24 protein-coding genes and 2 pseudogenes are annotated in these 24,507 nt (G+C 71.7%); 15 read left to right on the top strand and 11 right to left on the bottom strand.

The window, feature by feature from the left end; genetic code table 11:
- Positions 1-43 precede the first annotated feature (43 nt).
- The 7 genes and pseudogenes from E6W39_RS36980 (at position 44) to E6W39_RS37010 (ending at position 6,096) form a co-directional block, all read left to right on the top strand.
- On the top strand, positions 44-355 hold the full coding sequence (locus E6W39_RS36980; protein WP_141637175.1) for a PAAR domain-containing protein: 312 nt from the start codon (positions 44-46) through the stop codon (positions 353-355).
- Positions 352-780: a GPW/gp25 family protein gene (locus E6W39_RS36985; protein WP_101378839.1), complete on the top strand. Its 429-nt coding sequence runs from the start codon at positions 352-354 to the stop codon at positions 778-780. The genes E6W39_RS36980 and E6W39_RS36985 overlap by 4 nt, the downstream gene beginning before the upstream one ends.
- Positions 780-2,732 carry a putative baseplate assembly protein gene (locus tag E6W39_RS36990; protein WP_141637176.1) on the top strand — a complete coding sequence of 651 codons (1,953 nt, stop codon included), beginning with the start codon at positions 780-782 and terminating at the stop codon, positions 2,730-2,732. Before E6W39_RS36985 ends, E6W39_RS36990 begins: the two co-directional genes overlap by 1 nt.
- Positions 2,729-3,301: a phage tail protein I gene (locus tag E6W39_RS36995; RefSeq protein WP_141637177.1), complete on the top strand. Its 573-nt coding sequence runs from the start codon at positions 2,729-2,731 to the stop codon at positions 3,299-3,301. The genes E6W39_RS36990 and E6W39_RS36995 overlap by 4 nt, the downstream gene beginning before the upstream one ends.
- A gap of 3 nt (positions 3,302-3,304) precedes the next feature.
- Positions 3,305-3,370, top strand: a pseudogene (locus tag E6W39_RS42365) (zinc ribbon domain-containing protein); the annotation flags it as partial.
- Between the two features lie 675 nt (positions 3,371-4,045).
- Entirely contained in the window at positions 4,046-4,978 is a 933-nt protein-coding gene (locus E6W39_RS37005; protein ID WP_228718775.1) for a zinc ribbon domain-containing protein, read from the top strand.
- A 275-nt stretch (positions 4,979-5,253) separates the two neighbouring features.
- Positions 5,254-6,096 carry a lysozyme gene (locus E6W39_RS37010; RefSeq protein WP_141637178.1) on the top strand — a complete coding sequence of 281 codons (843 nt, stop codon included), beginning with the start codon at positions 5,254-5,256 and terminating at the stop codon, positions 6,094-6,096.
- A gap of 61 nt (positions 6,097-6,157) precedes the next feature.
- Here E6W39_RS37010 and E6W39_RS37015 read toward each other — a convergent pair whose 3' ends face one another.
- Entirely contained in the window at positions 6,158-6,760 is a 603-nt protein-coding gene (locus tag E6W39_RS37015) for a hypothetical protein (protein WP_141637179.1), read from the bottom strand.
- 154 nt (positions 6,761-6,914) lie between these two features.
- Here E6W39_RS37015 and E6W39_RS37020 point away from each other — a divergent pair, with 154 nt between their 5' ends.
- Together E6W39_RS37020 and E6W39_RS37025 are read left to right on the top strand one after the other, a co-directional pair.
- Entirely contained in the window at positions 6,915-8,375 is a 1,461-nt protein-coding gene (locus E6W39_RS37020) for a CYTH and CHAD domain-containing protein (protein ID WP_141637180.1), read from the top strand.
- A gap of 23 nt (positions 8,376-8,398) precedes the next feature.
- Positions 8,399-9,193 carry a barstar family protein gene (locus tag E6W39_RS37025; RefSeq protein ID WP_141637181.1) on the top strand — a complete coding sequence of 265 codons (795 nt, stop codon included), beginning with the start codon at positions 8,399-8,401 and terminating at the stop codon, positions 9,191-9,193.
- A 22-nt stretch (positions 9,194-9,215) separates the two neighbouring features.
- Here the strand turns inward: E6W39_RS37025 and E6W39_RS37030 are convergent, their stop codons facing one another.
- Complete coding sequence (locus tag E6W39_RS37030; protein ID WP_228718568.1) at positions 9,216-10,427, bottom strand: MFS transporter; 1,212 nt, start codon at positions 10,425-10,427, stop codon at positions 9,216-9,218.
- Between the two features lie 85 nt (positions 10,428-10,512).
- The gene (locus E6W39_RS37035) at positions 10,513-11,583 is read right to left on the bottom strand and encodes a serine/threonine-protein kinase (protein ID WP_141637183.1); all 1,071 of its coding nucleotides are present in this window, start codon (positions 11,581-11,583) and stop codon (positions 10,513-10,515) included.
- A gap of 159 nt (positions 11,584-11,742) precedes the next feature.
- Between E6W39_RS37035 and E6W39_RS37040 the strand changes: the two genes are divergently transcribed.
- Both E6W39_RS37040 and E6W39_RS37045 read left to right on the top strand, forming a co-directional pair.
- A complete protein-coding gene (locus E6W39_RS37040; protein ID WP_141637184.1) occupies positions 11,743-12,954 on the top strand; it encodes a helix-turn-helix domain-containing protein in 1,212 nt (403 codons plus the stop codon).
- Positions 12,955-13,227: 273 nt separating this feature from the next.
- Positions 13,228-13,410, top strand: a complete 183-nt coding sequence (locus E6W39_RS37045; RefSeq protein ID WP_141637185.1) for a hypothetical protein — start codon at positions 13,228-13,230, stop codon at positions 13,408-13,410.
- A gap of 449 nt (positions 13,411-13,859) precedes the next feature.
- Here the strand turns inward: E6W39_RS37045 and E6W39_RS37050 are convergent, their stop codons facing one another.
- Entirely contained in the window at positions 13,860-15,086 is a 1,227-nt protein-coding gene (locus E6W39_RS37050; protein ID WP_141637186.1) for an NAD(P)/FAD-dependent oxidoreductase, read from the bottom strand.
- A gap of 131 nt (positions 15,087-15,217) precedes the next feature.
- Here E6W39_RS37050 and E6W39_RS37055 point away from each other — a divergent pair, with 131 nt between their 5' ends.
- Positions 15,218-15,526 carry a hypothetical protein gene (locus tag E6W39_RS37055; protein ID WP_141637187.1) on the top strand — a complete coding sequence of 103 codons (309 nt, stop codon included), beginning with the start codon at positions 15,218-15,220 and terminating at the stop codon, positions 15,524-15,526.
- Positions 15,527-15,658: 132 nt separating this feature from the next.
- On the opposite strand, the gene E6W39_RS37060 is transcribed toward E6W39_RS37055, so the two are convergent.
- From E6W39_RS37060 to E6W39_RS40065, 7 genes and pseudogenes are all read right to left on the bottom strand, one after another.
- The gene (locus E6W39_RS37060) at positions 15,659-15,853 is read right to left on the bottom strand and encodes a DUF6126 family protein (protein WP_141637188.1); all 195 of its coding nucleotides are present in this window, start codon (positions 15,851-15,853) and stop codon (positions 15,659-15,661) included.
- Between the two features lie 23 nt (positions 15,854-15,876).
- Entirely contained in the window at positions 15,877-16,224 is a 348-nt protein-coding gene (locus E6W39_RS37065; protein WP_141637189.1) for an ArsR/SmtB family transcription factor, read from the bottom strand.
- Positions 16,225-16,385: 161 nt separating this feature from the next.
- A complete protein-coding gene (gene nagB / locus E6W39_RS37070) occupies positions 16,386-17,168 on the bottom strand; it encodes a glucosamine-6-phosphate deaminase (RefSeq protein ID WP_141637190.1) in 783 nt (260 codons plus the stop codon).
- A 105-nt stretch (positions 17,169-17,273) separates the two neighbouring features.
- Entirely contained in the window at positions 17,274-18,035 is a 762-nt protein-coding gene (locus E6W39_RS37075; protein ID WP_141637191.1) for a VOC family protein, read from the bottom strand.
- Between the two features lie 249 nt (positions 18,036-18,284).
- Positions 18,285-18,493 (bottom strand): annotated as a pseudogene (locus E6W39_RS44390) (ionic transporter y4hA); the annotation flags it as partial.
- 19 nt (positions 18,494-18,512) lie between these two features.
- Complete coding sequence (locus tag E6W39_RS37085) at positions 18,513-18,722, bottom strand: cold-shock protein (protein ID WP_141637192.1); 210 nt, start codon at positions 18,720-18,722, stop codon at positions 18,513-18,515.
- 249 nt (positions 18,723-18,971) lie between these two features.
- Positions 18,972-19,214 (bottom strand): acyl carrier protein, encoded by a 243-nt coding sequence (locus E6W39_RS40065; protein WP_181799623.1) that lies wholly within the window; start codon positions 19,212-19,214, stop codon positions 18,972-18,974.
- 186 nt (positions 19,215-19,400) lie between these two features.
- Here E6W39_RS40065 and E6W39_RS37095 point away from each other — a divergent pair, with 186 nt between their 5' ends.
- The 3 genes from E6W39_RS37095 (at position 19,401) to E6W39_RS37105 (ending at position 24,408) form a co-directional block, all read left to right on the top strand.
- The gene (locus E6W39_RS37095) at positions 19,401-21,038 is read left to right on the top strand and encodes an AMP-binding protein (RefSeq protein ID WP_181799624.1); all 1,638 of its coding nucleotides are present in this window, start codon (positions 19,401-19,403) and stop codon (positions 21,036-21,038) included.
- A gap of 9 nt (positions 21,039-21,047) precedes the next feature.
- Positions 21,048-22,733: an AMP-binding protein gene (locus tag E6W39_RS37100; protein WP_141637195.1), complete on the top strand. Its 1,686-nt coding sequence runs from the start codon at positions 21,048-21,050 to the stop codon at positions 22,731-22,733.
- 88 nt (positions 22,734-22,821) lie between these two features.
- Positions 22,822-24,408 carry an FUSC family protein gene (locus tag E6W39_RS37105; protein WP_141637196.1) on the top strand — a complete coding sequence of 529 codons (1,587 nt, stop codon included), beginning with the start codon at positions 22,822-22,824 and terminating at the stop codon, positions 24,406-24,408.
- The last annotated feature ends 99 nt before the right edge of the window (positions 24,409-24,507 follow it).

Raw genomic sequence — 24,507 nt, forward strand, 5'->3', positions numbered from 1 at the left:
CAAGCTATTTGACGAAGCATCAAGTCGACGAAGGAGAGCGACAATGCCCCCCGCAGCCCGCACGGGCGACGCCACCGACCACGCCGGTGTCATCACCACCCCACCACCAGGAGCCATCGGGGTGGATACCGTGCTGATCGGCGGTCGGCCGGCCGCCGTGACCGGCAGCCTGCACGCGTGCGTCCCGCATGTGGAACTCGGGCCCGCCAACGTCGTCATGCCCTCTCTCGGGTCGGTGACCGGGGGGATGGTGCTGATCGGTGGGCTGCCGGCCGCGAAGATGGGGGACGACACGGCCTGCGGGGCCAAGATCGTGGAGGGCGCGTTCAACGTGCTGATCGGAGGCGCACTGTGAACGGCGCCTTCATCGGCCGGGGTTGGGCCTTCCCGCTGCGGGTGAACGCCACCGGCGGCATCGGCATGGTGGATCGGGACCGCGAGATCGCGGAGGCCATCCGGCTGATCCTCGGCACGGCGCCCGGCGAGCGCCCGATGCGGCCCGAATTCGGCTGCGGCATCCACGAGTACGTGTTCGCGCCGGGCGACGGCACCACGGCCGGCCGGATCGCCCGCGAGGTGCGCACCGCACTGGAGCGCTGGGAGCCCCGGATCGACGTCGACGACGTCGTGATCGCTTTCGACACCATCGACGAGGGCACCCTGTACATCGACGTCCACTACACCGTGCGGTCCACCAACGACCGCCGCAACCTGGTGTTCCCGTTCTACACGATCCCCGAGGGCCCGGACGGCGCGGGCCCGCAGGAGGGAGATAGCTGATGGCACTGCCCTCCCCGAACCTCGACGACCGGCGGTTCCAGCAACTCGTCGACGAGGCCAAGCGATACGTGCAGCAGCGCGCACCCGAGTGGACCGACCACAACGTCTCCGACCCGGGCGTCACCCTCATCGAGACCTTCGCCTACCTGGTCGACCAGCTGCTGTACCGGCTGAACCGGGTGCCGGAGAAGAACTACTCCGCCTTCCTGGACCTGCTGGGCATCAGGCTCTTCCCGCCGGCGGCGGCCACCGCCGAGGTCGACTTCTGGCTGTCGGCACCGCAACCCGAGACGGTGCAACTGCGCGCCGGCACCGAGGTGTCCACGGTGCGGACCGAGACCGAGGAGGCCGTGGTGTTCTCCACGGTCGACGACCTCGCCATCGTCCCCAGCTCCCTGGAGCGGCTGGTCACGGCCTCCGTCTCCGGCGAGCAGAACGACCGCACGGCCCGCCTTGCCGACGGCCTGGACGTGCCGTGCTTCCAGGCGCGCCCCGAGGTCGGGGACGCCATGCTGTTCGCCCTGCCGGCGGTGGTGCCGCGATGCATCCTGATCGTCAGGCTGGACAGCCGAGTCGAGGGTGTCGGCGTCGACCCGCGGCAGCCGCCACTGGCCTGGGAGGTGTGGGACGGCGCGCGGTGGACCGCCTGCGAGATCGGCCCCGACACCACCGGCGGCCTCAACCGGCCAGGAGAAGTGGTGGTGTTCGTGCCCGCCGGGCACACCGCCTCGGTGATCGCCGGGCGCCGGGCCGGCTGGCTGCGCTGCCGGACCACCGAACCCAAGCCCGGCCAGCCGTTCTACTCGGAGTCCCCGACGATCCGCCGTGCCGAGGTGTTCACGGTCGGCGGCACCGCGACCGTCGCCCACGCCCACACCGTGACCGACGCACCGCTGGGCACCTCGGAGGGGGTTGCCGGCCAGCGCTTCCGCCTCGCCAGGCCGCCCGTGCTGCTCGACGGCGGGCCGCCGGTGGTCGAGGTCTCGGCCGGCGAGGGCTGGGAACGCTGGACGGCCGTCGAGCACTTCGGCGAGTCTTCGCCGACCGATCGGCATGTGGTGATCGACGCGACCACGGGCGAGTTCATGTTCCCGCCCGCCGTCCGTGAACCCGACGGCAGCCTGCGCGCGTTCGGCGCGGTGCCGGCCAAGGGAGCCCAACTGCGCGTGCCGCACTACCGCACGGGCGGCGGGACGGCGGGCAATGTGGCGCGGAGCACGATCTCGGTGCTGCGCAGCTCGGTGCCGTACGTGGCCAGGGTCGACAACCGCGAGGCAGCACGCGGCGGGGTCGACGGCGAGACGGTGGAGAACGCCAAACTGCGGGCGCCGCATCTGCTGCGCCTGCAGGAACGCGCGGTCACGGCCGGGGACTTCGAGCTGATCGCCGGTCAGGCCGCCCCGGCCGCAGCCCGGATCAAGTGCGTGCCGGCCGTCGCCGGGGAGGCTGGTGCGGTGCGGGTACTGGTGGTGCCCGACGCCGTCGCGGACGAGGGCGACCGCCTGCGCTTCGAGCAGCTGATCCCCGCCGAGCAGATGCTGGCCGCGATCGCCCAGGCCCTCGATGAGCGACGGCTGATCGGCACCCGGCTGGTCGTCCAGCCCCCCAACTACCAAGGCGTGACTGTGGTTGCGCGGCTCACCACCAGGGGACCGGACGCCGAGCGGGTGCGGGAGGCGGCGCTGGAGGCGCTGTTCCGCTACCTCAACCCGCTGCGCGGCGGCGCTGACGGCACCGGGTGGCCGTTCGGCCGGGCGGTGCAGTACGGGGAGATGTTCGGGGTGCTCCAACGGGTGCCCGGCGTGGGGGTGGTGGAGGAGCTGCGGCTGTTCCCGGCGGATCCGATCACCGGGCGCAGGGGCGCACCGGCCGAGCGGGTCGACGTCGAGCCGGACGCCCTGGTCTTCTCGCACCAGCACCAGGTGGTGGTCACCGAGGGCGGTCCGTCATGACGCGTGCCGCGATACCCGGGCTGCCGAGCCGGCATCCGATCGGTGAGTTGCTACCAGGGCTCTTCGCCGACGACGACCTCGCCCAGCGGTTCACCGCCGGCCTGGACACCGTCCTCGCCCCGGTCTTCGCCACCCTGGACAACCTGCCCGCCTACTTCCAACCACACTTGGCGCCGGCGGACTTCCTGGCCTGGCTGGCCGACTGGGTGGCCATGGAGGTCGACCCGGCCTGGCCGGAGGAGGTGCGCCGTGCCGTGGTGCTGCGCGCGGTGGCGCTACACCGGTGGCGCGGCACCCGGCGCGGGCTCCAGGAGCGGCTGCGACTGGTGCTCGGCGTCGGTTCGGAGATCCTGGACGGCGGCGGCGTGGCCTGGTCCACCTCACCGGACCCGGCCCTCCCGCCCGCGCCCGCCGCTGAGTTGCTGGTGCGCGTCTGGCCCGAGCGCACCACGGAGGTGGACGAGGAGCAGGTGCTGGCGGTGCTCAGAGCGTGCTGCCCGGTCCACCTCGGCTGCCGGGTCGAGATTCTGCAAGGGCCGCCCGATTCGGCTGGCGGAGAGGAGAGTTGACGGATGCGTACCTGCCCCGAGTGCGGAGCGGCCAATGAGGACGGTGACGACTTCTGCGGCAACTGCGGCGCCTACCTCGGCTGGTCGCAGTCAGCGGCCAGCCCTCAGCCGGCGGCGGAGACCGGCACACCGGTCGAGCCTGCGACAGCACCTGCTGCGCCGCCTGCGCCTGCGCCTGCGCCTGCGCCTGCCGTGCCGTCCACGCCTGCTGCGCCGCCTGCGCCTGCTTCCAGCGCGCCCTCCGCACCTGCCGTGCCGTCCACGCCTACGCCCGCGCCTGCGGCGCCTGCTGCCGCACCGGAGCCCGAGCCCGCCCCGGCATCTGCCGAGCAGCCGCGAAGCTCAAAGCTGGCGCGAGCCTTCAAGTCGGCGGCCGCCCTCAGGCCGCCCAGCCTTTCGGAGCTCGGGAGCCCCATCAAGCCGCCCACCGTCTCGGAACTGGGGAGCTCCCTCAGGCCGCCCAGCGTCTCGGAGCTGGGGAGTCCCGTCGAGCCGCCGAGCGTTCCGGAGGTCGTGAGCCGCCTCGAGCCGCCCAATGTCCGGGAGCTGGGGAGTTCCTTCAGGCCGCCCAGCATCCGGGGAGTTGTGAGCCGTCTCAAGTCGGCCACCACCTCGGAGCCCGCGAGCCCCTCCAGGCCCGCGAGTCCCCCGGAGCCGCAGCCCCCCGCGCCCGCCACGGAGCAGCCCCCTGCCCCGGAGCAGCCTGCCGCGCAGCAGCAGGCCGCAGCTCCCACCGTGCCCACCGTGCCCGCAGCTCCCACCGTGCCCGCCGCGCCTGCCGTGCCCGCCGCGCCCGCCGCCGAGTCGCCGGGCCCCCGGGCGCCGCAAGCGCAGCCGGCACCCGCCGCACGCCGTCCCGAGCCGCCCCGTCCGCCCGAGCCCGTCCAGCGCCGGTCCGACCCGGTCGCCGTGCAGCCCGCCAAGCCCGTCGCGCCCCGCCCCGTCGTCCGCCCGTCCACCGCCGCCGACACCCAGGTCGGCCCGCCGTGTCCCAACTGCGGCACGCCCAACCGCCCCGACCGCAAGTTCTGCCGGCGCTGCGCGGCCCCCCTGACCCCGTCCGTCGAAGCGAAGGCCCTGCCCTGGTGGCGCACCCGCTGGCCGTTCCGCCGCAGGGTGCGGATCGGTGGCAACGGCAATGCGCTGCGCCGGATCATCATCCTGCTGCTGGTGGTGGCGCTGGTCGTCGCGGGGATCCTGCTCTACCCGCTCGGCAAGTCCGTGTTCCAGGACACCCTGGACAAGGTCCGCAAACCGTCGGCGATCACCCCCACCGGCGTGTCCGCGAGCGCCTCGGTGGCGGACCACCCGCCGTCCCTGGCCGACGACGGCCTCACCAACACCTACTGGGGAGCACCGAAGACCGGGGACTCGATCACCTTCACCTTCGGTTCGCCGTTCCGGCTGGTGGATCTCATCGTCCACACCGGCACCTCCACCGACCCGCAGGAGTTCCAGAAGGAGGCCCGCCCGACCAGCCTGGACCTCCAGATCACGTCGAAGGACGGCAAGGTCCACGAGCAGCAGGTGACCCTGAACGACAAGCCGGGCCCGCAGACCGTGGTGACCGGAGTCAGCGACGCGGTGCGCGTGTCCCTGGTCATCCGCGACGCGGCCGGCACCGGCGCCGGACGTCATATCGCCCTGGCGGAGGTGGAGTTCTTCAAGCGCGACTGAGCGCGGCTCGCCGTGGGGGAGTGGCAGACTCCCCCCGGCGATGGGTCAACGCGTGTCACTCGACGGGTGAACGGACGGTGGCGGAACCGGGTCTACGCGGGTCCTGGTGGGCGTTGTTCCAGCGACGGAGCTCCAACTCTCTAGCGGCGGACGGGTGTTCGCCGCTACTCTCGCTGGGCGCGGACATGCCAATCATTGGCATGTCCGCTGCGGGGTGCATCCTCCCGTTCTCGCACATGTGGTACTCATCCCTGCCAGGCCACAAGGAGCGAATCATGTTCCGCACCGCCCGCACCACCAGACTCTCCCGCCTCGGTGCCGTCGGCGCCACCACCTTCTCCGCCCTGCTGCTCGCGGCCGCCGCCGCGGTGCCCGCCCAAGCCGCCGGCGGCGCCCACGACTTCGTGCCAAGCCACCCCGAGCGCGACTGGGCCGGCTCCACCGTGGCCGCCCACGAGGGGCACGGGTCCGGCGGCGTCCAGCCGATGGTCACCCAGACCTCCGGCATGGACGTCTCCGGCTACCAGGGCAGCGTCGACTGGTCCACCGCCTGGGCCGACGGCGCAAGCTTCGCCTACGTCAAGGCGACCGAGGGCACCGGCTACACCAACCCGGACTTCGCCCAGCAGTACAACGGCAGTTACAACGTCGGCATGATCCGCGGCGCCTACCACTTCGCGCTGCCGAACGCCTCCAGCGGCGCCACCCAGGCCAGCTACTTCGTCAACCACGGCGGTGGCTGGTCCGCCGACGGCCAGACCCTGCCGCCGGCCCTGGACATCGAGTACAACCCCTACGGCGCCACCTGCTACGGGCTGAGCCAGAGCGGCATGGTCAACTGGATCGCCAGCTTCTCCAACACCGTGCACAGCCTGACCGGTCGCTACCCGACGATCTACACCACCACCAACTGGTGGACCGCCTGCACCGGCAACTACGGCGGCTTCGGCTCCACCAGCCCGCTCTGGATCGCCCGTTACAACACCTCGCCGGGCGCCCTGCCCAACGGCTGGAGCTACCAGACCTTCTGGCAGTACTCCGACAGCGGCACCTTCCCGGGCGACCAGGACTACTTCAACGGCGCGATCGACCGGCTGCAGGCCCTCGCCCTTGGCTGACGGTCCGTCAGAAGCAAATGCCTGTGCGGGGGAACCGATCGCAGCCGGTTCCCCCGCACGGTCACGACCACTTCGTAGCGAGCGACGCCACCAGGAACACCACGCCCGCCGCCAACGCCACCCCGATCGCCCCGGTGCCGACACTGGCGACGACCTTGCGTCCGCGCGCTGCCCAGCCCGCCTGCCGCAGCCGACGACTGGCCGCCGGCGCCGCGAGCTCGACACCGACCGGCAGCAGCTGCAGCGCACCGCTGAGCGCGGCGACCGCGAAGCCGAGCAGGATCATCCAGCCCGCGATCGGCGCCACCCCGACCTGGTTCAGCCGGCCGCCGTGGTACTGCATCGGCAGCCGGTCCCCGGCCCAGTGCTCGCCGGTGCTGATCGAGCCGACGGACAGCCTGCGGCCGTCGTCCGCCTGGAAGACGCCGTGGCAGACGATGTGCCGCTGACGCCCCGTGCCGTGCGGCTCGCAGTGGTCCACCAGGTACAGCCCCGGGGTGCCGGTCAGCCGAGCCGCATAGGCCAGGTTGCCGCCGCCCCAGCAGCCGCCCGCCACCGCGCCCCCGCCCAGCAGGAGCACCAGCAGCAGGACGACGGATGCCAGGCCCAGGTCGCGCGGGGGCGGCTCGCCGATGTGCGACCGATGCCGCTGTGGCGCGCTCATCCGGGTCCCCCGTTCCAAGGCCATCCGTCGCCGCCCGCCATCCGGACGGCTGCCCGCGCATCATGCCAGGTCAGAGCCGTGAACGGCAGACCCGGGGTCACCCTCGGCGAGCGGGCGGGTGCACGGGCGGCGACGACGCGCGAAGCTTGGGACCATGGGTACCGTCGCCGCCGTTCGAGTGCGGACGTACCAGGGGCTCCCCAGCGAGCCGGTACGCCCGCGCGGGCTGCCGCGCGTGGCCGAAGTGGTCCCCGCCGGCACCGCCGAGTCGGTGCGCCTCTGCTGGGACACCACCGACCTGCGCCTGCTGGCCCACGGTGGCGCGCTGGAACGCCGCCAGGGCGCGGCCGGCGGCGCCTGGCAGCTCACCCTGCCGGACGGCACCGAGCTCAGCGGCACCGGCGCCACCGTCCCCGCCGAGCTGCACGACCGGATCCGCTCCTACACCGGCGGCCGCCCGCTCCACCCCGTGCTGCGGATCAGCAGCCACCGCGCCCGCTCACTGCTGCGTGACCACCACGGCCGCACCCTCGCCGAGCTGGACCGCACCGAGGTGGTGGCCCAGCCGCTCGGCGGCCCCCCAGGGCCGGGACGACTGGCCGGTTGGACCCGCACCGAGGTCTGCCTGCTGCGCGGCCGGCCACGGCTGCTCGCCGCCCTCGACGGCCGCCTGCGCGCCGACGGACTGACCGAGGTGCCCGCCACCGTGCCGCAGGCCGTGCTGGTCCACCCCGCCACCCCCAGCGCACCGGCACCGGGCAGCGCCGGCGCCGCCCTCGCCGCCTACCTGCGCCGCCAGTGCGCCCAACTGCTCGCCCTGGACGGCGCGGTGCGCCGGGACGAAGCCGACTCCGTGCACCAGATGCGGGTCTGCGCCCGGCGGCTGCGCAGCAGCATCACATCCTGCCGAAACCTGCTGCGCCAGCGGGGAGCTGCCGAGATCGCCGTCGAACTCCGCTGGTTGGGGCAGGTGCTGGGAGCCGCACGGGATGCCGAGACCACCGGGCAGCGGCTGGTCGCGGCAGCCGAACAGCTGCCACCCGAGCTCGCATTGGACAGCCCCGCGGTCGGCCTGGCCGAGCGCTTCCGGCAGCGGTATGCGGCGGCCCACCACGAAGTCCGTGAAGTCCTCGACAGTGAACGGTACTTCACGCTGCTCGCAGCCGTGGAGCAGCTGGCTGCCGACCCGCCGCTGCGGCGCCGGGCCGGGCGCGGCCGCACCGAACTCGAGCGCCTGCTCCGCCGCGAGCAGCGCCGCACCGGCCGCCGACTGGACCGGGCGCTGGCGCTGGACGAGGGCCCGGCCCGCGACGAGGCCCTGCATGCCGCCCGCAAGGCCGCCAAACGCGCCCGCTACACCGCCGAGTTGGCCGGCGCCAAACCACTGGCCCGCCGGATGCGCACGATCCAGGAGACCCTGGGCAGCTACCAGGACGCCATGGTCGCCGAGCACCTGCTCCCCACCCTCGCCGCCGAGGCCCATGCCGCAGGCGCCAACCCCTTCGCCTACGGCCTGCTGCACGCCGCTCAGCGGCCCCTCGCCCGGGCCGCCCTTGCAGCGGCGCGGCCGGCCTGGCAGCGCGCCCGCAAGAAGGGACTGTGCCGTCTCCGGTGACCTCGGCACTCTAGGCTGGCGGCATGACGGCGAAGCGCGATGTTCACAACTTCCTGGCCCGGGTGCGGCAGGAACCGGAGCACTGGGTGCCGGACGGGTCGCTGCGGCGGCTGGCCGGCCTGCTCACGGGCTACCAGGCCGGGCTCACCCCGTACGCGGCAGTCGGCGTACCGGAGTTCGGCCCGGACGGTGCGTTCGCCCACTGGCTCGGCCGGCAGGACGGCTACCGGAGCGCTGAGGCCGCCGACTGGGTGGCACTGATCGAGCGCGACGCCCGCCCACTGGACACCTTCTTCACCCTGGCCCAGCGCTACGGTGAAGAGCAGCCGGCTGCCGAGGTGGACCTGGTCCGCCACCTGAGCCGGAACACCTTCGTCACCCTCTACTGGCGCCGCCCGCTGTTGGACGAGACCACCGCCGGGCTGCGCGCCCAGGGCTGCCGCGTGGTACAGGTCGACACCGCCGGCTGGACCGACCAGCACGACCTGCACCGCGAGTTGGCCGCCGCGCTGGACTTCCCCGACTACTACGGCCACAACTTCAACGCCCTGAACGACTGCCTGCGCGATGTCTTCGACGACACCGCGGCGCCGCTGGCCCTGGTCCTCGCCGGCTTCGACCACTACGCCCGCACCGACCCGGAGGCCGCGCACATCCTGCTCGACATCGTCGCCGACCAGGCCCGGGTGCACGCGGTCTCCGGCTGCCACCTGCTCTGCCTGGTGCAGACCGACGACCCGCACCTCACCCTGGAACCGGTCGGCGCGATGTCGGCGCTCTGGAACGACGCGGAGTGGCTGAACGCGAACCGGACCTGACGACTCGGGAGGTGACAGCTGATCACCCTCGCCGTCCAGGGAACCCGTGCGCCCGGGCGGCGAGCACGATGACCAGCGCCGGAGCGAGCAGCACCACCACCGTCCACGGCAGCGCCAGCGTCCCCAGCGCGCCGAGCAGCACCCCGCCGACCGCGCCGCCCCCGGCCATGGCACCGTTCCAGAGGGTGACCAGCATGGCCATCACTGAATCGGCGGCCGTCCCACCGGCGTTGCCCCCGGCCGTCTGCAGCAGCGTCGGCACCCCGCCCCAGCCGAGCCCCCAGAGCGCGGCGGCCAGGTAGACCAGGGCCGTGCTGCCGCTCGACACGGCGAGCAGCGCGGCTGCGGCGCCGACCAGCAGGGTGGCACCGATCATCAGCGTCCGCAGCCGGCGGCCGATCTGCGCACCGGTGATCCAGATGCTGACCAGCGAGGCCGCGCCGAACACCAGCAGAACCAGGCCCACCGAGCTCCCCAGGCCGAGCCGACCGAGGAACGGCGCGATGAAGGTGTAGAGGATGGTGTGGGCCAGCACGAAGGCGAGGGTCACGCCGAGCACCGCCGCCACCCCGGGCAGCCGCACCGCCCGCCGCATCGGCAGCCGCGCACCCGCGCGCTGCCCGGGGTGGTCCGGCACGGCCAGCAGGATCCACCCGATCAGCAGCACCGCCAGCACACTCACACTGAGGAACGCCCACCGCCAGCCGACGGCCCGGCCCAGAAACGTACCGGCGGGCACCCCGAGCGAGAGCGCCACCGGAATCCCGGCCATGGCGATGGCGATCGCCCGGCCCTGGAGCGCCTCGGGCGCCATCCGCCGCGCGTAGCCGGCCAGCAGCGACCAGGCCGGCCCGGCGGCCACCCCGGCGAGGAACCGCCCGACCATCGCCACCGGGTAGTTCAGCGCGACCGCGGTGAGGGTGTTGGCCACGGCAAAGGTCGCCATCGCGGTGAGCAGCAGCCGCCGGCGCGACCAGCCTGCGGTGGCGGCGGTCAGCGGCAGGGCGGTGAGCGCGGTCCCGATCGCGTACACGGTCACCGACTGGCCCATCGCGGACGCGCCGACCCGGAGCGAGCCGCTCATCGCGGGCAGCAGACCGGCCGGCATGACCTCGGTGAGGCAGGTGATGAAGACCGCCGTCGCCAGCGCCAACAGGCCGGCCAGCGGCAGGCGTTGGCGGTCGGCAGTGACGCTTGCGGCGGTGGTGGCGGGTGGTGTGGTGCCAGTCGTCATGGCGGACATGGTCGAACCTGACACTGGTGTGAGAATCAACCGGACCAGATGTGGGCCGGCCCACGCACGACTTGGCGCGCCGACGCTACGACTGCTCCCGTCCAGCGGCGCGGTTGAGCTCAGCGACGGGAAACGGCGTCCGCTTGCTCTCGGAGAGCAGCCGGCGGTGGAAACCGTTCAGGACAACGGCAGCCCGCGCATGGCGTTCGATGATTGCCGCGATCTCAGGCTGAATGTCATCGGGCCTTCGGCCCTCGATCCACTCCCGCAGGAACGCATCCGGATCCATACCGCCCCGCACGCGGTCGGCGAGGTGGTGACGGATCAGATGGCTCGCGGTGTAGTGGCGGTCATACACGAGATGGTCCGCGAGGAACTGCTCCTCGGCCGCGGAGAGTTCGAAACCCGAGCTCAGGGCCAGCCCGAAGTCCGCGAAGTAGATCAGCCGGCCGTCGGTCAGCAGGTTGCGGAAGTGGGCATCGAAGTGCACGAGCCCACGAGAGCTCATGAACTCCGTCCCCTGCGCCAAGGCATCCGCCACCCACGAGTACGCCGGGCCTCCGTCGGTCGGCACCGCAGCCTCCCGCTGCTCGTGCAGCCACGCACCGAGCGTCTGCGGCACGTACTCCAAGAAGAGCACCAGGCTGTAGGACGACCGCCCGATGGCCTCCAACCGCTCGCGCACGGCCGGTGAGCCCTCCCAGTGCGCGACCACTCCGTCGATACCCCCGAACTCGTCCGCGAAGCCATCGGGCGGCGAGTCGGGCAGGACACGCCAGTGGTACATCAGCGGAAAGCCCTGGTACTCGTTCCCCAGGACCCAGTTGGTGGTCATGGTGTGTACAGCCAGCTCCCGCCAGGCCCCGAATCCAGCCGAGCCCACCCCGTACTGGTAGAACATCGGCAGACCGAAGAGATTCGCCGTCGACCGGACGTTCTCCGGCCGAGTCTCGACGTCCGTCAACGGCACCCGCTTGACGAACACCCGCCTCCCGTCGACGTCCAACTCCGCACACCTGCCGCCGATCCCGGCCCCGACCGCAGCAGCGGACGCCACGACATCGCCGAGTCGCCGGTCGCTCAGCAGGGACAGCCGGGTGCCCACGGCCCCGTAGACAGCGAGCCGCGCGGCGTAGGTGGAATCGGGATGGCCCATCGACTTCGCTCCTCGCTTCCCCGAACAGGGTGTCAGTGATCCTACGGACGCCATCGACTCTATTCGCCGACAACTGACTCGTCAGCGCTCCAGGATCACGTCACAGCACCTTGGCTGGGCCGCAATCAGGGCACTGCCGAAACCGAGTAGCCTCGGGGCGTGAGTGAGCACCTGGGCGATCGGCTGGCCCGGCTCCGCCGGTTGGCAGACCTGACGCAAGAGGAACTGGCGGCGCGGGCAGGTGTGTCCGTGGACGTGGTCAAGAAGCTTGAGCAACGCCGGAAGCACAGCGCGCGGCTGCCGACATTGCACGCGCTCGCCCATGGGCTGGGAGTGGAGTTGACGAGCCTGCTGGGTGATCCCCCGGCGGTCCCGTCGTCGGGTGAGGCGGACCCGCCCGCGCTGGTGGCGGTGCGCCGCGCGATCATGCCGCCGCTGTTCGCCGCGCCCGCCTCGGTGGACGGCGTGGAGTGGCTGTCCCTCCCGCTGCTGCGGTCGGAGATCAGTGAGGCGTGGACGCTGTACCACGCTGCGGAGTTCGGGCGACTGATGGAGACACTGCCGGGGATCATCGCTGACGCGCGGTTGGCTGCTGCGGTGGGCTCCCCTGAGAGCCGAGCGGCAGGCGAGGCGGCGTTGGCGAAGGCCCTGCAACTAGGCGGGCACCTGTCGATCCGGTTGGGGAAGACGGACCTCGCGCTGTCGGCCCTGGAACGTGCGGCCAATGCTGCGAACGCGTCGTCGGATCCATTGCTGACTCCGATGATCTACAACTCGGTGGCGTGGGCTTACCAGCGACAGAACCGTCTGGACGATGCTGAGGGCTTGGCCGTTCACGCCGCCGACCGAGTCGAGGGCGGGCACCTGAGATCTGCCGAGGCGGTACGCGTGTGGGGTGGGCTCGTCATGTCGGCGGCTACCTCCGTCGCGCGGAGCGGGGATTACGACAGGTCGTCAGAGATGATGCGGGAGGCGGAGCGTGGGGCAGGCAGGCTGGCCTCTCTGGCGCCGCCGGTGGATGGCAAGCTGGTCTCCGTCTTCAGCCGCTCGTCCGTGCGCATCGAGCGGGTGCGGCTCGCGGTACAGCACGCGCGGCCAGACGAGGCGTTGCAACTTGCCAAGGGGATGCGCTTGTCGGGGGACGTGCCGGTGTCGTGGCGTACCTGGCTGCTGCTGGACGTGGCGCGGGCTTATACGGACGTCGGTGATCCCGAGTCAGCTGTTCGGACCCTGGAGAAGCTGCGCCAGATCGCTCCTGGCTGGATGCGGCATCACACGCTGGCGGTGGCGATCGTGTCCGATCTGTGGGCGGGACCCGTCCGCCCGCCAGGGCTGCGGGCGTTGGCACGGTTCCTCCAAGTGGCGGAGTAGCGCCGGAAAAGGGGGACGTTCCGTCCCTGTGATGTGACGCTCTGTCAGCCGAATCTCTCTGTACTGGCAGATTGGAGATCGGCTGATGAGCGCTACCACACGGCCCCCGAATCCTCGGCGGGCCAGCCATCACCGGTGCGACCGGCGAGCCACCCCGGAGGAGATGGCCGCGATCCTGGAGGAGTACCGCCAGGCCGAGGCAAAACGGAAGCTTCAGGGGTTCACGTACGTGTGCCCCTGTCCGGCGCACGGGGCCAAGGAGCTGCCATCGTGATGGACCGCCAGCCCCCGGGCGTCACCTCCAGCTCGTGCCCGTACTGCCAGCACTACGACGCGTTGGCCGCACACTTCCAGGGCAAATCAGAGGCCCTGGATGGAGTCCAGCGGCTGCGCGAGGAGCACTGGACGGCCGGCCTGTGCTTGGATCCGCTCCGCCTGCCGCAGGGGGCTCGGTGATCTTGTCGGAGCCAACCAACGCGGACGCCCCGGGTGGGCAGCCACTCGACTGCAATACGTGCCGATGCCTGGACATCTTGGTGAGCCGGGCGTGGTGCTCGGATGAGCCCGGGACCTACCGTGACGAGTCGGCCCTGTCCGACGTGCGGGTGACGCGGCGAGCCCACCGGGTCGAGGTTAAGTGCACTCGTCCTCGCGAGACTTGGGGCCGTGAGCCCGAGGTTGACCAGGACGACGCCGGGCCGCCGACTGGACCGGAGACCTGGGAGCGCGCCGAGTCGGACACGATGCGTCTTCTTCGGGAACGCCTCAGAGATCTCAACTTCCGCAGCTCGTTCCGCTGGCACTTCCGCCGTCGCCCTCCAGGTCTTCGGTTGGTTCGCCGAGTTGGCCCACAGGGAGGACGCCCCGGTCGGCGGGAGAGCCGCCGACCGGGGCCACCGCCGGGGTCAGACCTCGCCGAGCGGCACGTTGGTGTCCGCAAGGCGGGCAGGGTCCACCGCCCGCTTGGAGACGATGAGTTCGCGAATCGGGTCGGTGACGTCCCAGATGTTGACGTTCATCCCGGCCAGCACTCGCCCGTCCTTGAGCCAGAAGGCCACGAATTCCAGGGACTTCACGTCGCCGCGGAAGACCACCTTGTCGTAGCCGTCCGGCTCGACGTAGCCCAGGTACTCCATGCCCAACTCGTACTGGTCGGTGTAGAAGTAGGGCACCCGGTCGAAGGCAACCTCCTGGCCGAGCATCGCCTTGGCGGCGGTCTGCGGCTGGTTGAGCGCGTTGGCCCAGTGCTCCACCCGGATCGCCTGGCCGAACAGCGGGTGCTGGGCGCGGGCCACGTCGCCGGCGGCGAAGATGTCGGCGTTCGAGCTGCGCAGGCTCTCGTTGGTGAGGATGCCGTCGGACACCTCCAGGCCCGCCGCCTCGGCCAGTTGGGTGTTGGGCGCGGCGCCGATGCCGATCAGCACCGCGTCGGCGGGGATCACGGTGCCGTCCGCCAGCCGGACCCCGGTCACCGTGCCGTTGTCGCCCTCGATGGCCTCGACCTTGACGCCGAACCGCAGGTCCACGTCGTGGGCGCGGTGCAGGTCGGCGAAGACCTGGGCGACCTCGCGACCGAGCACCCGCAGCAGCGGCAGCTCCAGGACCTCCAGTACCGTCACGGCGACGCCGGCGGCCCGGGCCGCGGCGGTGACCTCCAGGCCGATCCAGCCGGCCCCGACCACCACCAGCCGCTGCGCGCTGCCGAACAGTTCGCGCAGCTGGTCGCTCTGCTGCACGGTCCGCAGGTAGTGAACGCCCGTCAGGTCGGCACCGGGAACGGGCAGTCGGCGCGGCGAGGCACCGGTGGTGAGCAGCAGTTTGGCGTAGTCCAGGCTGTTGCCGTCGGAAAGGGTCAGCCGGTGCGCGGCCGGGTCGATCGCGGTGACCGCGGTGCCGAGCCGCAGCTCCACGTCGTGCTCCCGGTACCACTCCTCGGGGTGGACGTAGATCTTCTCCCGATCTTCCTTGCCCTGCAGGTAGCCCTTCGACAGCGGGGGCCGCTCATAAGGGCGTTCGGTCTCCTCGCCGATCAGCACCAGCGGTCCCTGGTAGCCCTCTGTGCGGAGGGTCTCGGCCGCCTTGGCGCCCGCCAGGCCGCCACCGACGATGACATGAGCAGTACTCTCGGTCACACCTTCTCCTCAAACATATGCAGGCACCCCATTGGGCACTACGTGCACTCCCTCCCCAATCGAGCGCGCACTCACACGTGGGCGGGCGCAGGATGGAGGAGTCCGAACCGGCCGGGCCGAGGAGGTCGTCGATGTCCGCCATGGAGCAGCAGAGCAAGTCCGAGAACAAGTCCGAGAACAAGTCCGAAAAGGGGGCGCCCAAGCCGCACCCGTTCCGCGACATGTGGGACGCGGTGTGGAACATCAGGCTGACCTGGGTGCTGATCATGATCGGCGTGTCGATGGGGCTGGGCCTGTGCGCCTACCAGATCGCCACCGAGCAGGTGGTGGAGATCATGGCGGTGTTCTGGGGCCTGACCGTGCTGGCGATCCTGATCTTCACGGCCCGCTGGCTGACCGAGCGGCCGGGGAGCGGCCGGCACCGGCAGGTGGCCCACTGATCGACCAGGTCGCTGACCACCTGGTTCGCTGACCACCCGGTTCGCTGACCACCCCGCCCACTGACCAGCCAGTTCGCTGACTGGTCAGGTCGCTGACCACGAAGCTCGATGACCACCCACCCCGGTGGGTGGTCAGTGCTTGTGGTCGCCCAGGAAGAACAGCAGCATCACGAAGAACGCGAAGAAGTGCGTTCCGGCGATGTAGATGGCGGCGCGGACCAGCGCCGCCTTCCGCTTGGTCCGCTCGTCGCGGACCGTGCTCTCGGCCGCGTTGCGCGCGGCGGCGTCGGTGGGGGAGACGAACGGCGGCGCGGACTGCTCGACCATGGTGTCCTCCGGTACTGGGGCGCTCACAGGGCGGCTCGCGGGGCGGTGGTGTCGCGCAGCTGGGCGAGCAGAGTGCCCTGATCACTGATCATCTCGGTGAGGATGCGGCGGGCGGCTCGCAGCAGTTCGGCGACATCCGGCGTGGACAGCGCGTAGATCACCGTGTTGCCCTCCCGGGTCGCCGTCACCAGGCTGCTGCGGCGCAGCACGGCGAGCTGCTGGGAGAGGCTGGACGGCTCGATCTCGATCTCCTCCAGTAGCTCCCGGACCGGCCTGGGGCCGTCCTGCAGCAGTTCGAGGACCCGGATCCGGGCGGGGTGGCCGAGGGTGCGGAAGAACTCCGCCTTGGCCTGGTACAGCGGTACCGGCATGTCCACTCCTCCCTGTTCCGGGAGCATCATCCACTGAATATGAAGAAATCTTCAAGTCGATGATCGTCTGAGATGGCACCACCCCGGGCGGGCAGCGGCCGAAGCCGCTGCCCGCCCGGGGTGGTGCCATCTCAGAGCGCGCGGTCCTGGAGCACGCAGTCTCAGAGTGCCTGCCAGCCGGGCTTGGCCGCATAGGTCGCCCGGAAGTAGTCGGCCAGCTTGAGGTCGGCCGCCGCCGCCTCGTCCACCACCACGGTGGCGTGCGGGTGCAGCTGCAGGGCCGAGGCGGGCACCAGGGCGGCGAGCGGGCCCTCGACGGCCTGGGCGACCGCCTGGGCCTTGGCCGCGCCGGTGGCCAGCAGCACCAGGTGGCGGGCCTCCAGGATGGTGCCGATGCCCTGGGTGAGCACGTGGTGCGGGACCTCGTCCAGGCTGTTGAAGAAGCGGGCGTTGTCCACCCGGGTCTGCTCGGTCAGGGTCTTGATCCGGGTGCGCGAGGAGAGCGAAGAGCACGGCTCGTTGAAGCCGATGTGACCGTCGGTGCCGATGCCCAGCAGCTGGAGGTCGACGCCGCCGGCGGCGGCCAGCTCCTGGTCGTAGGCGCGCGCGGCGGTGGCGATGTCCTCGGCCGAGCCGTCCGGGCCGATGAAGCGCTCGCCGGGGATGCCCAGCGGCTCCAGCACCTCGCGCAGCAGCACCTCGCGGTAGGACTCGGGGTGGCCGGCGGGCAGGCCCACGTACTCGTCCAGCTGGCAGACCCGGGCCTGCGAGACGTCGAGCGTCCCCGCCGCCACCTTGGCCTCCAGGGCCCGGTAGATCGGCAGCGGCGTCGACCCGGTGGCCACGCCGAGCAGCGCGTCGGGCTTGCGGGTGAACAGCTCCGCGATCGCCGTGGCGATCAGCTCACCGCCCGCCGCGGCGTCGGGAACGATCACTATCTCCATCTTGACCCACCGTCCGAAAGCGTGTATGTAGAGGTCTAGACCAATCTGCGCGAGTTTACCGCGCCGGTCGACCGCTCCGAAACCCGGCTTCGGCGGGAGGTCTGGTCAGCCGCGCGGCGGCGCGATGACGCAGAACGAGGCGCCGCCGTCGTCCCGGGCCACCGCCATCCGGCCGTACGGGGAATCGGTCGGCGGTACCAAAACCTGGCCGCCCAGCTCGGTGATCTGAGCTGTCGTCAGATCGGTGTCGCCGACGTGGAAGTAGGTGGTCCAGAAGGACGGGGTGCCCGGCGGGATCATCGGCGGCTGCTCGCCGATGCCGCCGACCGGCGCGCCGTGCAGCTTGATCACCGTGTAGTCCATGCCCGGGATCTCGTCGTACTCGTAGCCGAAGACCTGGTGGTAGAAGGCACGGACGGCGCGCGGGTCGGTGGACAGGTTCTCGTTCCAGGTGAACGTGCCCGGCTCGTTGGCCAGGCCGGAGCCGATGTGGCCGCCCGCCTGCCACAGGCCGAACATCGCACCCGCCGGGTCCTTGGCCATCGCCCAGCGACCCGCCTGAGGCACGTCCAGCGGGCCATCCAGCACCTGGCCGCCCGCGTCCCGGACCCGCCCGGCCACCGCGTCGATGTCGTCCGCCGCCAGATAGGTGGTCCAGTGGGTCTTGCCCGCTCCGGGCTCGGGGGAGATGCCGGCCACCGGGGTGCCGTGCTTGAGGGCCATCCGGTAGTGGCCGCCCTGCTCCCCGGTGTCGGCGTACTCCCAGCCGAACAGCTCCTGGTAGAAGGCCATCGCCCGTTCGGCGTCCGGGGCGGCGAGGTCGACCCAGCACGGGACGCCCTCACGGTAGGCGGTCATCTTGGTCATGGCTCTGCCCTCCAGCGGTGGTGCACAGGTGTGCGCCCAGGCTCGGTCAGCCGGCTGCGGCCCGCAACCGGGGGCGGTGCGGTGGGTGAGCGGGCGGGCGTGCAGGGGGGCGAACGGGCGTACCGGCGGATGGGCGGGCGGACGTCAGGGGCTGACGGCGAGCACGACGTAGCCCGCCGGCACCGAGAGGTGCACCCCGCCCTGCAGGGGAGTGGCGCGGCCCGGGATCACCGTCAGGGTGCCGACCGCCACGGTCAGGGCGGCCACGAAGAGGCCGTAGAGCGCGATGGCGGCCAGCGAGGCGAAGGTCAGCTGGGTGGGCGAGAAGCGCGGTCCGGGGGTGCTGGTGGTGAAGGTGGGCAGCACCAGGCTGAGCGTGGCACGATCGCCACGGTGGCCAGCGCCGCCTTGGGGCCGTTGTCGACCATCAGGGTGACGATCAGCCCGACCTCGATCACCCCCGCCCGGCAGCGTGGCCTACTGCTCGAGGACCACGACGTTCTCGGCCTGCGGCCCCTTCGCTCCCTCCACCAGGTCGTATTCGACCCTGTCGTTGTCCATCAGGGATTTGAAGCCGTGGGACTGGATCGCAGAGAAGTGCACGAAGACGTCCGGCCCGCCGTCGTCCTGGCTGATGAAGCCGAATCCCTTGTCCGCGTTGAACCACTTCACGGTTCCTGTCGCCATCGCACGTTCCTTACGCTCAGTGTCCACTGCTCGACCTATGTTCCCCCGGGCGGGCCGCCACGAACCCTCGGGTGCTCCCGTCTCCAGGAGTCCTCCGGGCCGGGGACCGTGACCGTCAAGTCGGCTGGCCGGCCGGCCGGTCGGCCGACCAGCCAGCCGGGTGGGCAGGACCTCCGGCAACGGAGAGCAGCATCGGCGCGGACGACCGGCGTCAGCACCCTCGGCTCTCCGGCCTGGAGGTCCGGTGCCTCACCGGGCGGCCGACGCCAGCTTCGTGTCGATGAGGGCGGCCATGTCACCCACGGTGTGGTGCGGCCGGAGGTCACCGTCGTCGAGGGGCACCCCGAAGGCGGACTGGACCCGCATGGCCAGGTCCACCCGGGCCAGGGAGTCCACGTGGAGCTCCCTGAGGGTGGACTGGGGCGTGACCTTCGCGAGGGGCACCTCGGCTACGGCGCCGACCAGTTCGCTGAGATGGGTGATGGTGTCCATGGCGGGTTCCTTTCCCGGATTGGCTGTGGGACTCGTGTGTGGCGGGTTCGGAGGAGACGACTGACGGGCGGTCACGGCACGGCGAACACCAGGGCGGCGTTGTGCGATTTGGAGGTGGCTCCGAGTGGGGGCTAGCATCACGTAGAGAAGTTGGTTGACTACTTTGAGTGAGTGAGCGGAGTGCGCGTGCGTGCTGCGTGGGAGTCCTTCGGCCCGGCTGCCGAGGTCGCTCGCCGCTACCGGGAACAAGGGTGGTGGCGGAGTGAGACGTTCTCCGAGGAGCTGCGGGCCGCAGCCGCCGAGCGGCCGGACGAGCCGGCGCTGCTGACCTGGCGTCACCGCGAGGACGAGCTGGTCGCCTTGTCCTTCGGCGAGTTGGACGCTCGTGCCGACAGCGTCGCCGGCGCGCTGCGGGATCTCGGGGTGCGTCGTGGCGATGTCGTCGCGTACCAGTTGCCCGCCTGGTGGGAAGCCGCCGTGCTGGTCGTCGCCTGCCTGAGGGTGGGCGCGGTGGTGACTCCGCTGCCGATGCTGTTCGGCGGGTACGAGACCGAGCGGGTGCTGGCCTCGACCGGGGCGGTGGCGTGCGTCGTTCCCGAGGAGTGGGAGGGCGTTCCGTACGCGCGTCAACTCCTGGAGCAGGAACCCCGGTTGCCCGCGCTGCGGCACCGCATCGTGATCGGCGACGCCACGGCCACCGGCGCGGTCAGCCTGCACGGCAGCTTCCACGGCGCACAGCCCACCGGCACAGCCCGTGACCTCGATCCGCTCGGCGCCGACGAGGTGTGCGCGCTCCTGATGACGTCCGGCACCACCAGCGAGACCCAGCTCGTCGTCTGCAGCCCCAACACCTTGGGTGTCGGCGTGACGGACTGGGATCCGCCGGTCCGCGCCGGGGAGGTGTTCGCGACCACCTCGGGGATGAGCCATCTCACCGGGTACCGCCAGATCCTCCGGACGATCAGTGCGCGGACCCCGACGGTGTTCAGTGACAGCCGCGACCCCGGGTGCTGGCTGCGGCTCATCGAGGACGTCGGTGTGACCCGCCTGCTGTGGGCGGCGCCGCAGATGCTGCGCTCGCTCGCCGAGGAGCAGCGGTGCCAGGGCCGTGACGTGTCAAGTCTGCTGGCCGTCCACAGCGTTGGCGGTCCGCTGTCTCCGCAGGTGGTGGCCGTGGTGCAGGAGACGCTGTGTCCCGTCGTGCTCAACAACTGGGGAATGACCGAGGCCGGGAACCTGATCGGCACCACCACCGGCGACCCGGGGGACTGGGCGGGGCGGAGCCTCGGTCGGCCCCGCGCCTGGGCGCAGATCCGCCTGGAGCCCGTCGACGGGAAGGCCTTCCGCCTGCACGTGCGCGGGCCCGCGGTGTGCCTGGCGACGGTCGGCCGGGACAGCGGGCAGGTCAGGTGGTCGTCGTTCCAGGACGAGGGTTGGCTGGACACGGGAGACCTGGTGGAGCCCGACGGGGCGGGCGGACTGCGGTTCGTCGGCCGGGTGGCCGAGCGGATCGGCGACGCCTGGCAGATCCCGGTCGCCGACATCGAGGACGCACTGCTGACCCACCCCGACATCGATGACGTGGTGCTGGTGCCCTGGCCGCACGCCGACGGCCGGGAGACCGCGTGCGCCGTCGTCATCTCCCAAACCCGGCTGGAACTGCGGGACGTGCGCGATCACGTCGCCGGACTCGGCTTCCACGAGTCCCATCTGCCCACCCGGATCGAGCACGTCACCCACTTTCCCCGCACCGAACTCGGCAAGGTGCGCCGAAAAGTCCTGCTCGGCCTCCTGACGGAGGCGGCAGGTCCGACCCTGACCTGAGAGGTACGCGTGCGCACTGCGTGGGAGTCCATCGTTCCGCCCGCCGGGCTTGCCCGGGGCTACCGTGAACAGGGCTGGTGGCGGGATACGACGTTCTCCGATGATCTGAGGGCTTCCGCCGCCGAAAGCCCCGATGCGACGGCCCTGTTGACGTGGCGGCACCGTGAAAGCCGGCTGGTCCCACTGTCGTTCCGCGAGTTCGACGCTCGCGCGGACGCCGTCGCCGGAGCCCTGTGGGACCTCGGGGTACGCCGCGGCGACGTGGTCGCCTACCAGCTGCCCGCCTGGTGGGAGACCGCGGTCCTGATGGTCGCCTGCCTGCGGGCCGGGGCGGTCATCGCTCCCATGGGCATGCTCTTCGGCCCGTACGAGACCGAGCGGGTGCTCGCCGCGACCGGTGCCGTGGCATGCGTCGTTCCGCACGAGTGGGACGGTGTCGAGCACGCACAGCGGCTCCTGGAACAGTCGCCCCGGCTGCCCGACCTGCGTCACCGCATCGTCATCGGTGACGCCGCCGCCACGAACGCGGTCAGCCTCGACCACGCCTTCCACGGCCGACACCCCGCCGGCGGGCGGCCGTACGACCTCGCTCCCGTCGCTGCCGACGACGTGTGCGCACTCCTGATGACCTCCGGGACCACCAGCGAGACCCAACTGGTCGCACACAGCGCCAACACGCTGTACGGAGTACCGCTGCGACGTGCTGAACCGGCCCCAGCGCAGCTCCCGGCGATCACCGCCGGGATGTCCTTCATCGCGGGGTTCCTGAAGGCCCTTCGCACCACCTCGCGGCTGACGCCGATGCTCTTCAGCGACAGCCGGGACCCGGGGAGCTGGCTGGACCTGATCGAGCGGACCAGGGTCACCGAACTGTGGACCTCGCCCTTGATCCTGCGCACCCTGAGCGAGGAGCAGCGGCGCCGGGCCCGCGACGTGTCGAGCCTGCGATCCATCCACAGCTTCGGCGCTCCGCTGCCCCAGGTACTCCTGTCAGAGGTGCGGGAGGGGCTGTGCCCGGTCGTGCTGAACGTCTGGGGCATGACCGAGTGCGCCAACGCGATCTTCACCGTCCCGGATGATCCGCCGGAGCAGGCCAGCCGCAGTTTCGGCCGGATGGGGCTGGGGGGAGAGGTCCGGTTGGAGCCGGCCGGCCGGGCACACCACGGCGACGTCTTCCGCCTGCACGTGCGCGGGCCCGCGGTGTGCCTGGCGACGGTCGGCCGGGACAGCGGGCAGCTCAGGTGGTCGTCGTTCCAGGACGAGGGTTGGCTGGACACCGGAGACCTGGTGGAGCCCGACGGGGCGGGCGGACTGCGGTTCGTCGGCCGGGTGGCCGAGCGCATCGGCGACATCTGGCGGATCCCGGTCGCCGACATCGAGGACGTGCTGCTGACGCACCCCGACATCGATGACGTGGTGCTGGTGCCCTGGCCGCACGCCGACGGCCGGGAGACCGCGTGCGCCGTCGTCATCTCCCAAACCCGGCTGGAACTGCAGGACGTGCGTGATCACGTGGCCGGGATCGGCTTCCACTCGTCCTGCCTGCCCACCCGGATCGAGCACGTCACCGAGTTCCCTCGCACCGAACTCGGCAAGGTGCGTCGGAAGGTCCTGCTCGACAAGCTCAGGGAGCGCGCGAACGGTGTCGCCGCCGCCGAGGCCGCGGCGCAGCCGACAACCCCTGCGACCCCGTGACAACCCCTGCGACCCCGTGACTACTCCTGCGATCGCGTCGGCGCCCGGAAGGTCGCGATGAGCCCCGCAGGCTGAAGGAGCCGTCCTCGTGGCACCCGCACCGTACGACGGGGAGCTTGCGAACGCGCCCGGGGGCGGCTCCCGTCGGCCCCGTGGGCCCCGGAGCGCGTGGGCAGGGCGGGCGTACCGGCTCTCGCTGGTCGTCGCGACCGTCCTGCTGTCCCTGGGCTCGGCGGCGTCGCTGGCCTGCCTCGCGGGCTTGCCCACACGGCTGCTGGCGCTGCCGGGGGCGGCGTTCGCCTTCGTCCTCAGCAGGAGAACGAGCGGTCGACTCGCCGGTGAAGAGCTGCTGCCGTCCGTGGTGTTCGCCGCGGTCGCCGGGGTCGCGGCTGCTCTCGCCTGGCTGATGCCCCGGCATCCGGTCGTGGGTGCGGCGGCCTTCGTCGCGCTGGTGACCGCCTCGGGCTGGGTCCGGCGGTTCGGCAGGAGGGCCGGGCGGGCCGGCGCCGTGGTGCCGCTGGCGCTGATCGCCTCGTTGATGGCGCCCGTGGGTGTACGCGGCTGGTGGCCCGTCGGCGGCTGGCTGGCCCTGGTCGCCCTGCTGGCGTTCTGGTGGGGCCCCACGGTGCGCCGTGTCGGCCACCGGCTGACCGGGCGGCCAGGGTGGGCAGGACGCCGACCAGGGCCGCTGCCCCCTCGGCGGCCGGGGACGATGTCGGCCGGCAACCGGAAGGCGCTGCAGACGAGTGTCCTGCTCACCGCGGCGTTCACCGCGGGCATGCTGCTCTACGGGAAGCACTGGCCCTGGACCGTGCTGAGCGCGATGGTCGTCGGCTCCGCCACGGGCGGCCGGGCCAATCTGGTCCTGAGAGCAGCCGAGCGCGGCGTCGGTGCCGTGGCCGGCACCCTGCTCGCCACGGGTCTCGCCGCGGTGTGCCATCCGGAGGGGGCTCAGGGCATCGTCCTGATCCTGGTGGTGCTCACCACGGCTGCCGGGCTGCGAGAGGTCAGCCTGCCGCTGTTCGTCGCGGCCCTGACCGCGATGATGTCCTTGCTGAACGGCTACCTCGGCCGGTTCGACGTGCACCTCCTGCCGATCAGGCTCCAGGCGCTCGCCCTGGGCTATCTGCTCGCCGTCATCGTGGGCTGGCTCCTGGCACCCGTGCGCGCGGGTGATGTGCTGCGCTTCCGGTTGACGGTCGCCCTCGATGAGCTGGCGGCCGTCCTCGACGCCCGTCGCACCGGCAGCGGAGCCGATGCGGCGCTGGTGCGGTTCGAAGACGCCGCCGCCGCGGTGGAGGAGGTCGCCGCACCGCATCGGCTGCACCGGCTCCTGCGCAGTGGCTCGCGCCCCGGCGTTCCCCATCGTGCCGATCTGGTGGACGCCCTGCGCGACTGCTGCCGGCCGCTCCGCACGCTCGCCGCCGGGCCGGTCGTGATGCCCGCCGAGGCTCGGACCGAGGCCACCGTCGCCACGTTGCGCAGCTGCCTCGCCGACCAGCGCGCACCCGTCGGCCTCGGCCGTGCCGTGGCAACCGGCTTTCCGCTGACCGAACTTGACGCCGCTGTCGAACGCCTGGCCCGCGCACTGCCGGCCCTCGCCGCCCGAACGCCCCCGGCCGAGCGCGCTGTTGCCTCCGAACAGCCCCCTGACCGCATCAACGTGCCCCGATGAGGAGCTTTTCACCGTGATCGAGAAACCGAGCGCCGCCGTGGCGGTGGTGGGTGCGGGGCCGCGAGGGACCAGGGTGCTGGAACGGATCGCCGCACACGC

This window comes from Kitasatospora acidiphila (genome assembly GCF_006636205.1).
Classification (GTDB): Bacteria; Actinomycetota; Actinomycetes; order Streptomycetales; family Streptomycetaceae; genus Kitasatospora; species Kitasatospora acidiphila.

Excerpts from the sequence above, each read along its gene's own strand:
- E6W39_RS36980 (WP_141637175.1), top strand. The coding sequence starts at position 44 with ATGCCCCCCGCAGCCCGCACGGGCGACGCCACCGACCACGCCGGTGTC.
- E6W39_RS36990 (WP_141637176.1), top strand. The coding sequence starts at position 780 with ATGGCACTGCCCTCCCCGAACCTCGACGACCGGCGGTTCCAGCAACTC.
- E6W39_RS36995 (WP_141637177.1), top strand. The coding sequence starts at position 2,729 with ATGACGCGTGCCGCGATACCCGGGCTGCCGAGCCGGCATCCGATCGGT.
- E6W39_RS37010 (WP_141637178.1), top strand. The coding sequence starts at position 5,254 with ATGTTCCGCACCGCCCGCACCACCAGACTCTCCCGCCTCGGTGCCGTC.
- E6W39_RS37015 (WP_141637179.1), bottom strand. The coding sequence starts at position 6,760 with ATGAGCGCGCCACAGCGGCATCGGTCGCACATCGGCGAGCCGCCCCCG.
- E6W39_RS37020 (WP_141637180.1), top strand. The coding sequence starts at position 6,915 with ATGGGTACCGTCGCCGCCGTTCGAGTGCGGACGTACCAGGGGCTCCCC.
- E6W39_RS37025 (WP_141637181.1), top strand. The coding sequence starts at position 8,399 with ATGACGGCGAAGCGCGATGTTCACAACTTCCTGGCCCGGGTGCGGCAG.
- E6W39_RS37030 (WP_228718568.1), bottom strand. The coding sequence starts at position 10,427 with ATGACGACTGGCACCACACCACCCGCCACCACCGCCGCAAGCGTCACT.
- E6W39_RS37035 (WP_141637183.1), bottom strand. The coding sequence starts at position 11,583 with ATGGGCCATCCCGATTCCACCTACGCCGCGCGGCTCGCTGTCTACGGG.
- E6W39_RS37045 (WP_141637185.1), top strand. The coding sequence starts at position 13,228 with ATGGACCGCCAGCCCCCGGGCGTCACCTCCAGCTCGTGCCCGTACTGC.
- E6W39_RS37055 (WP_141637187.1), top strand. The coding sequence starts at position 15,218 with ATGTCCGCCATGGAGCAGCAGAGCAAGTCCGAGAACAAGTCCGAGAAC.
- E6W39_RS37060 (WP_141637188.1), bottom strand. The coding sequence starts at position 15,853 with ATGGTCGAGCAGTCCGCGCCGCCGTTCGTCTCCCCCACCGACGCCGCC.
- E6W39_RS37065 (WP_141637189.1), bottom strand. The coding sequence starts at position 16,224 with ATGCCGGTACCGCTGTACCAGGCCAAGGCGGAGTTCTTCCGCACCCTC.
- nagB (WP_141637190.1), bottom strand. The coding sequence starts at position 17,168 with ATGGAGATAGTGATCGTTCCCGACGCCGCGGCGGGCGGTGAGCTGATC.
- E6W39_RS37075 (WP_141637191.1), bottom strand. The coding sequence starts at position 18,035 with ATGACCAAGATGACCGCCTACCGTGAGGGCGTCCCGTGCTGGGTCGAC.
- E6W39_RS37085 (WP_141637192.1), bottom strand. The coding sequence starts at position 18,722 with ATGGCGACAGGAACCGTGAAGTGGTTCAACGCGGACAAGGGATTCGGC.
- E6W39_RS40065 (WP_181799623.1), bottom strand. The coding sequence starts at position 19,214 with ATGGACACCATCACCCATCTCAGCGAACTGGTCGGCGCCGTAGCCGAG.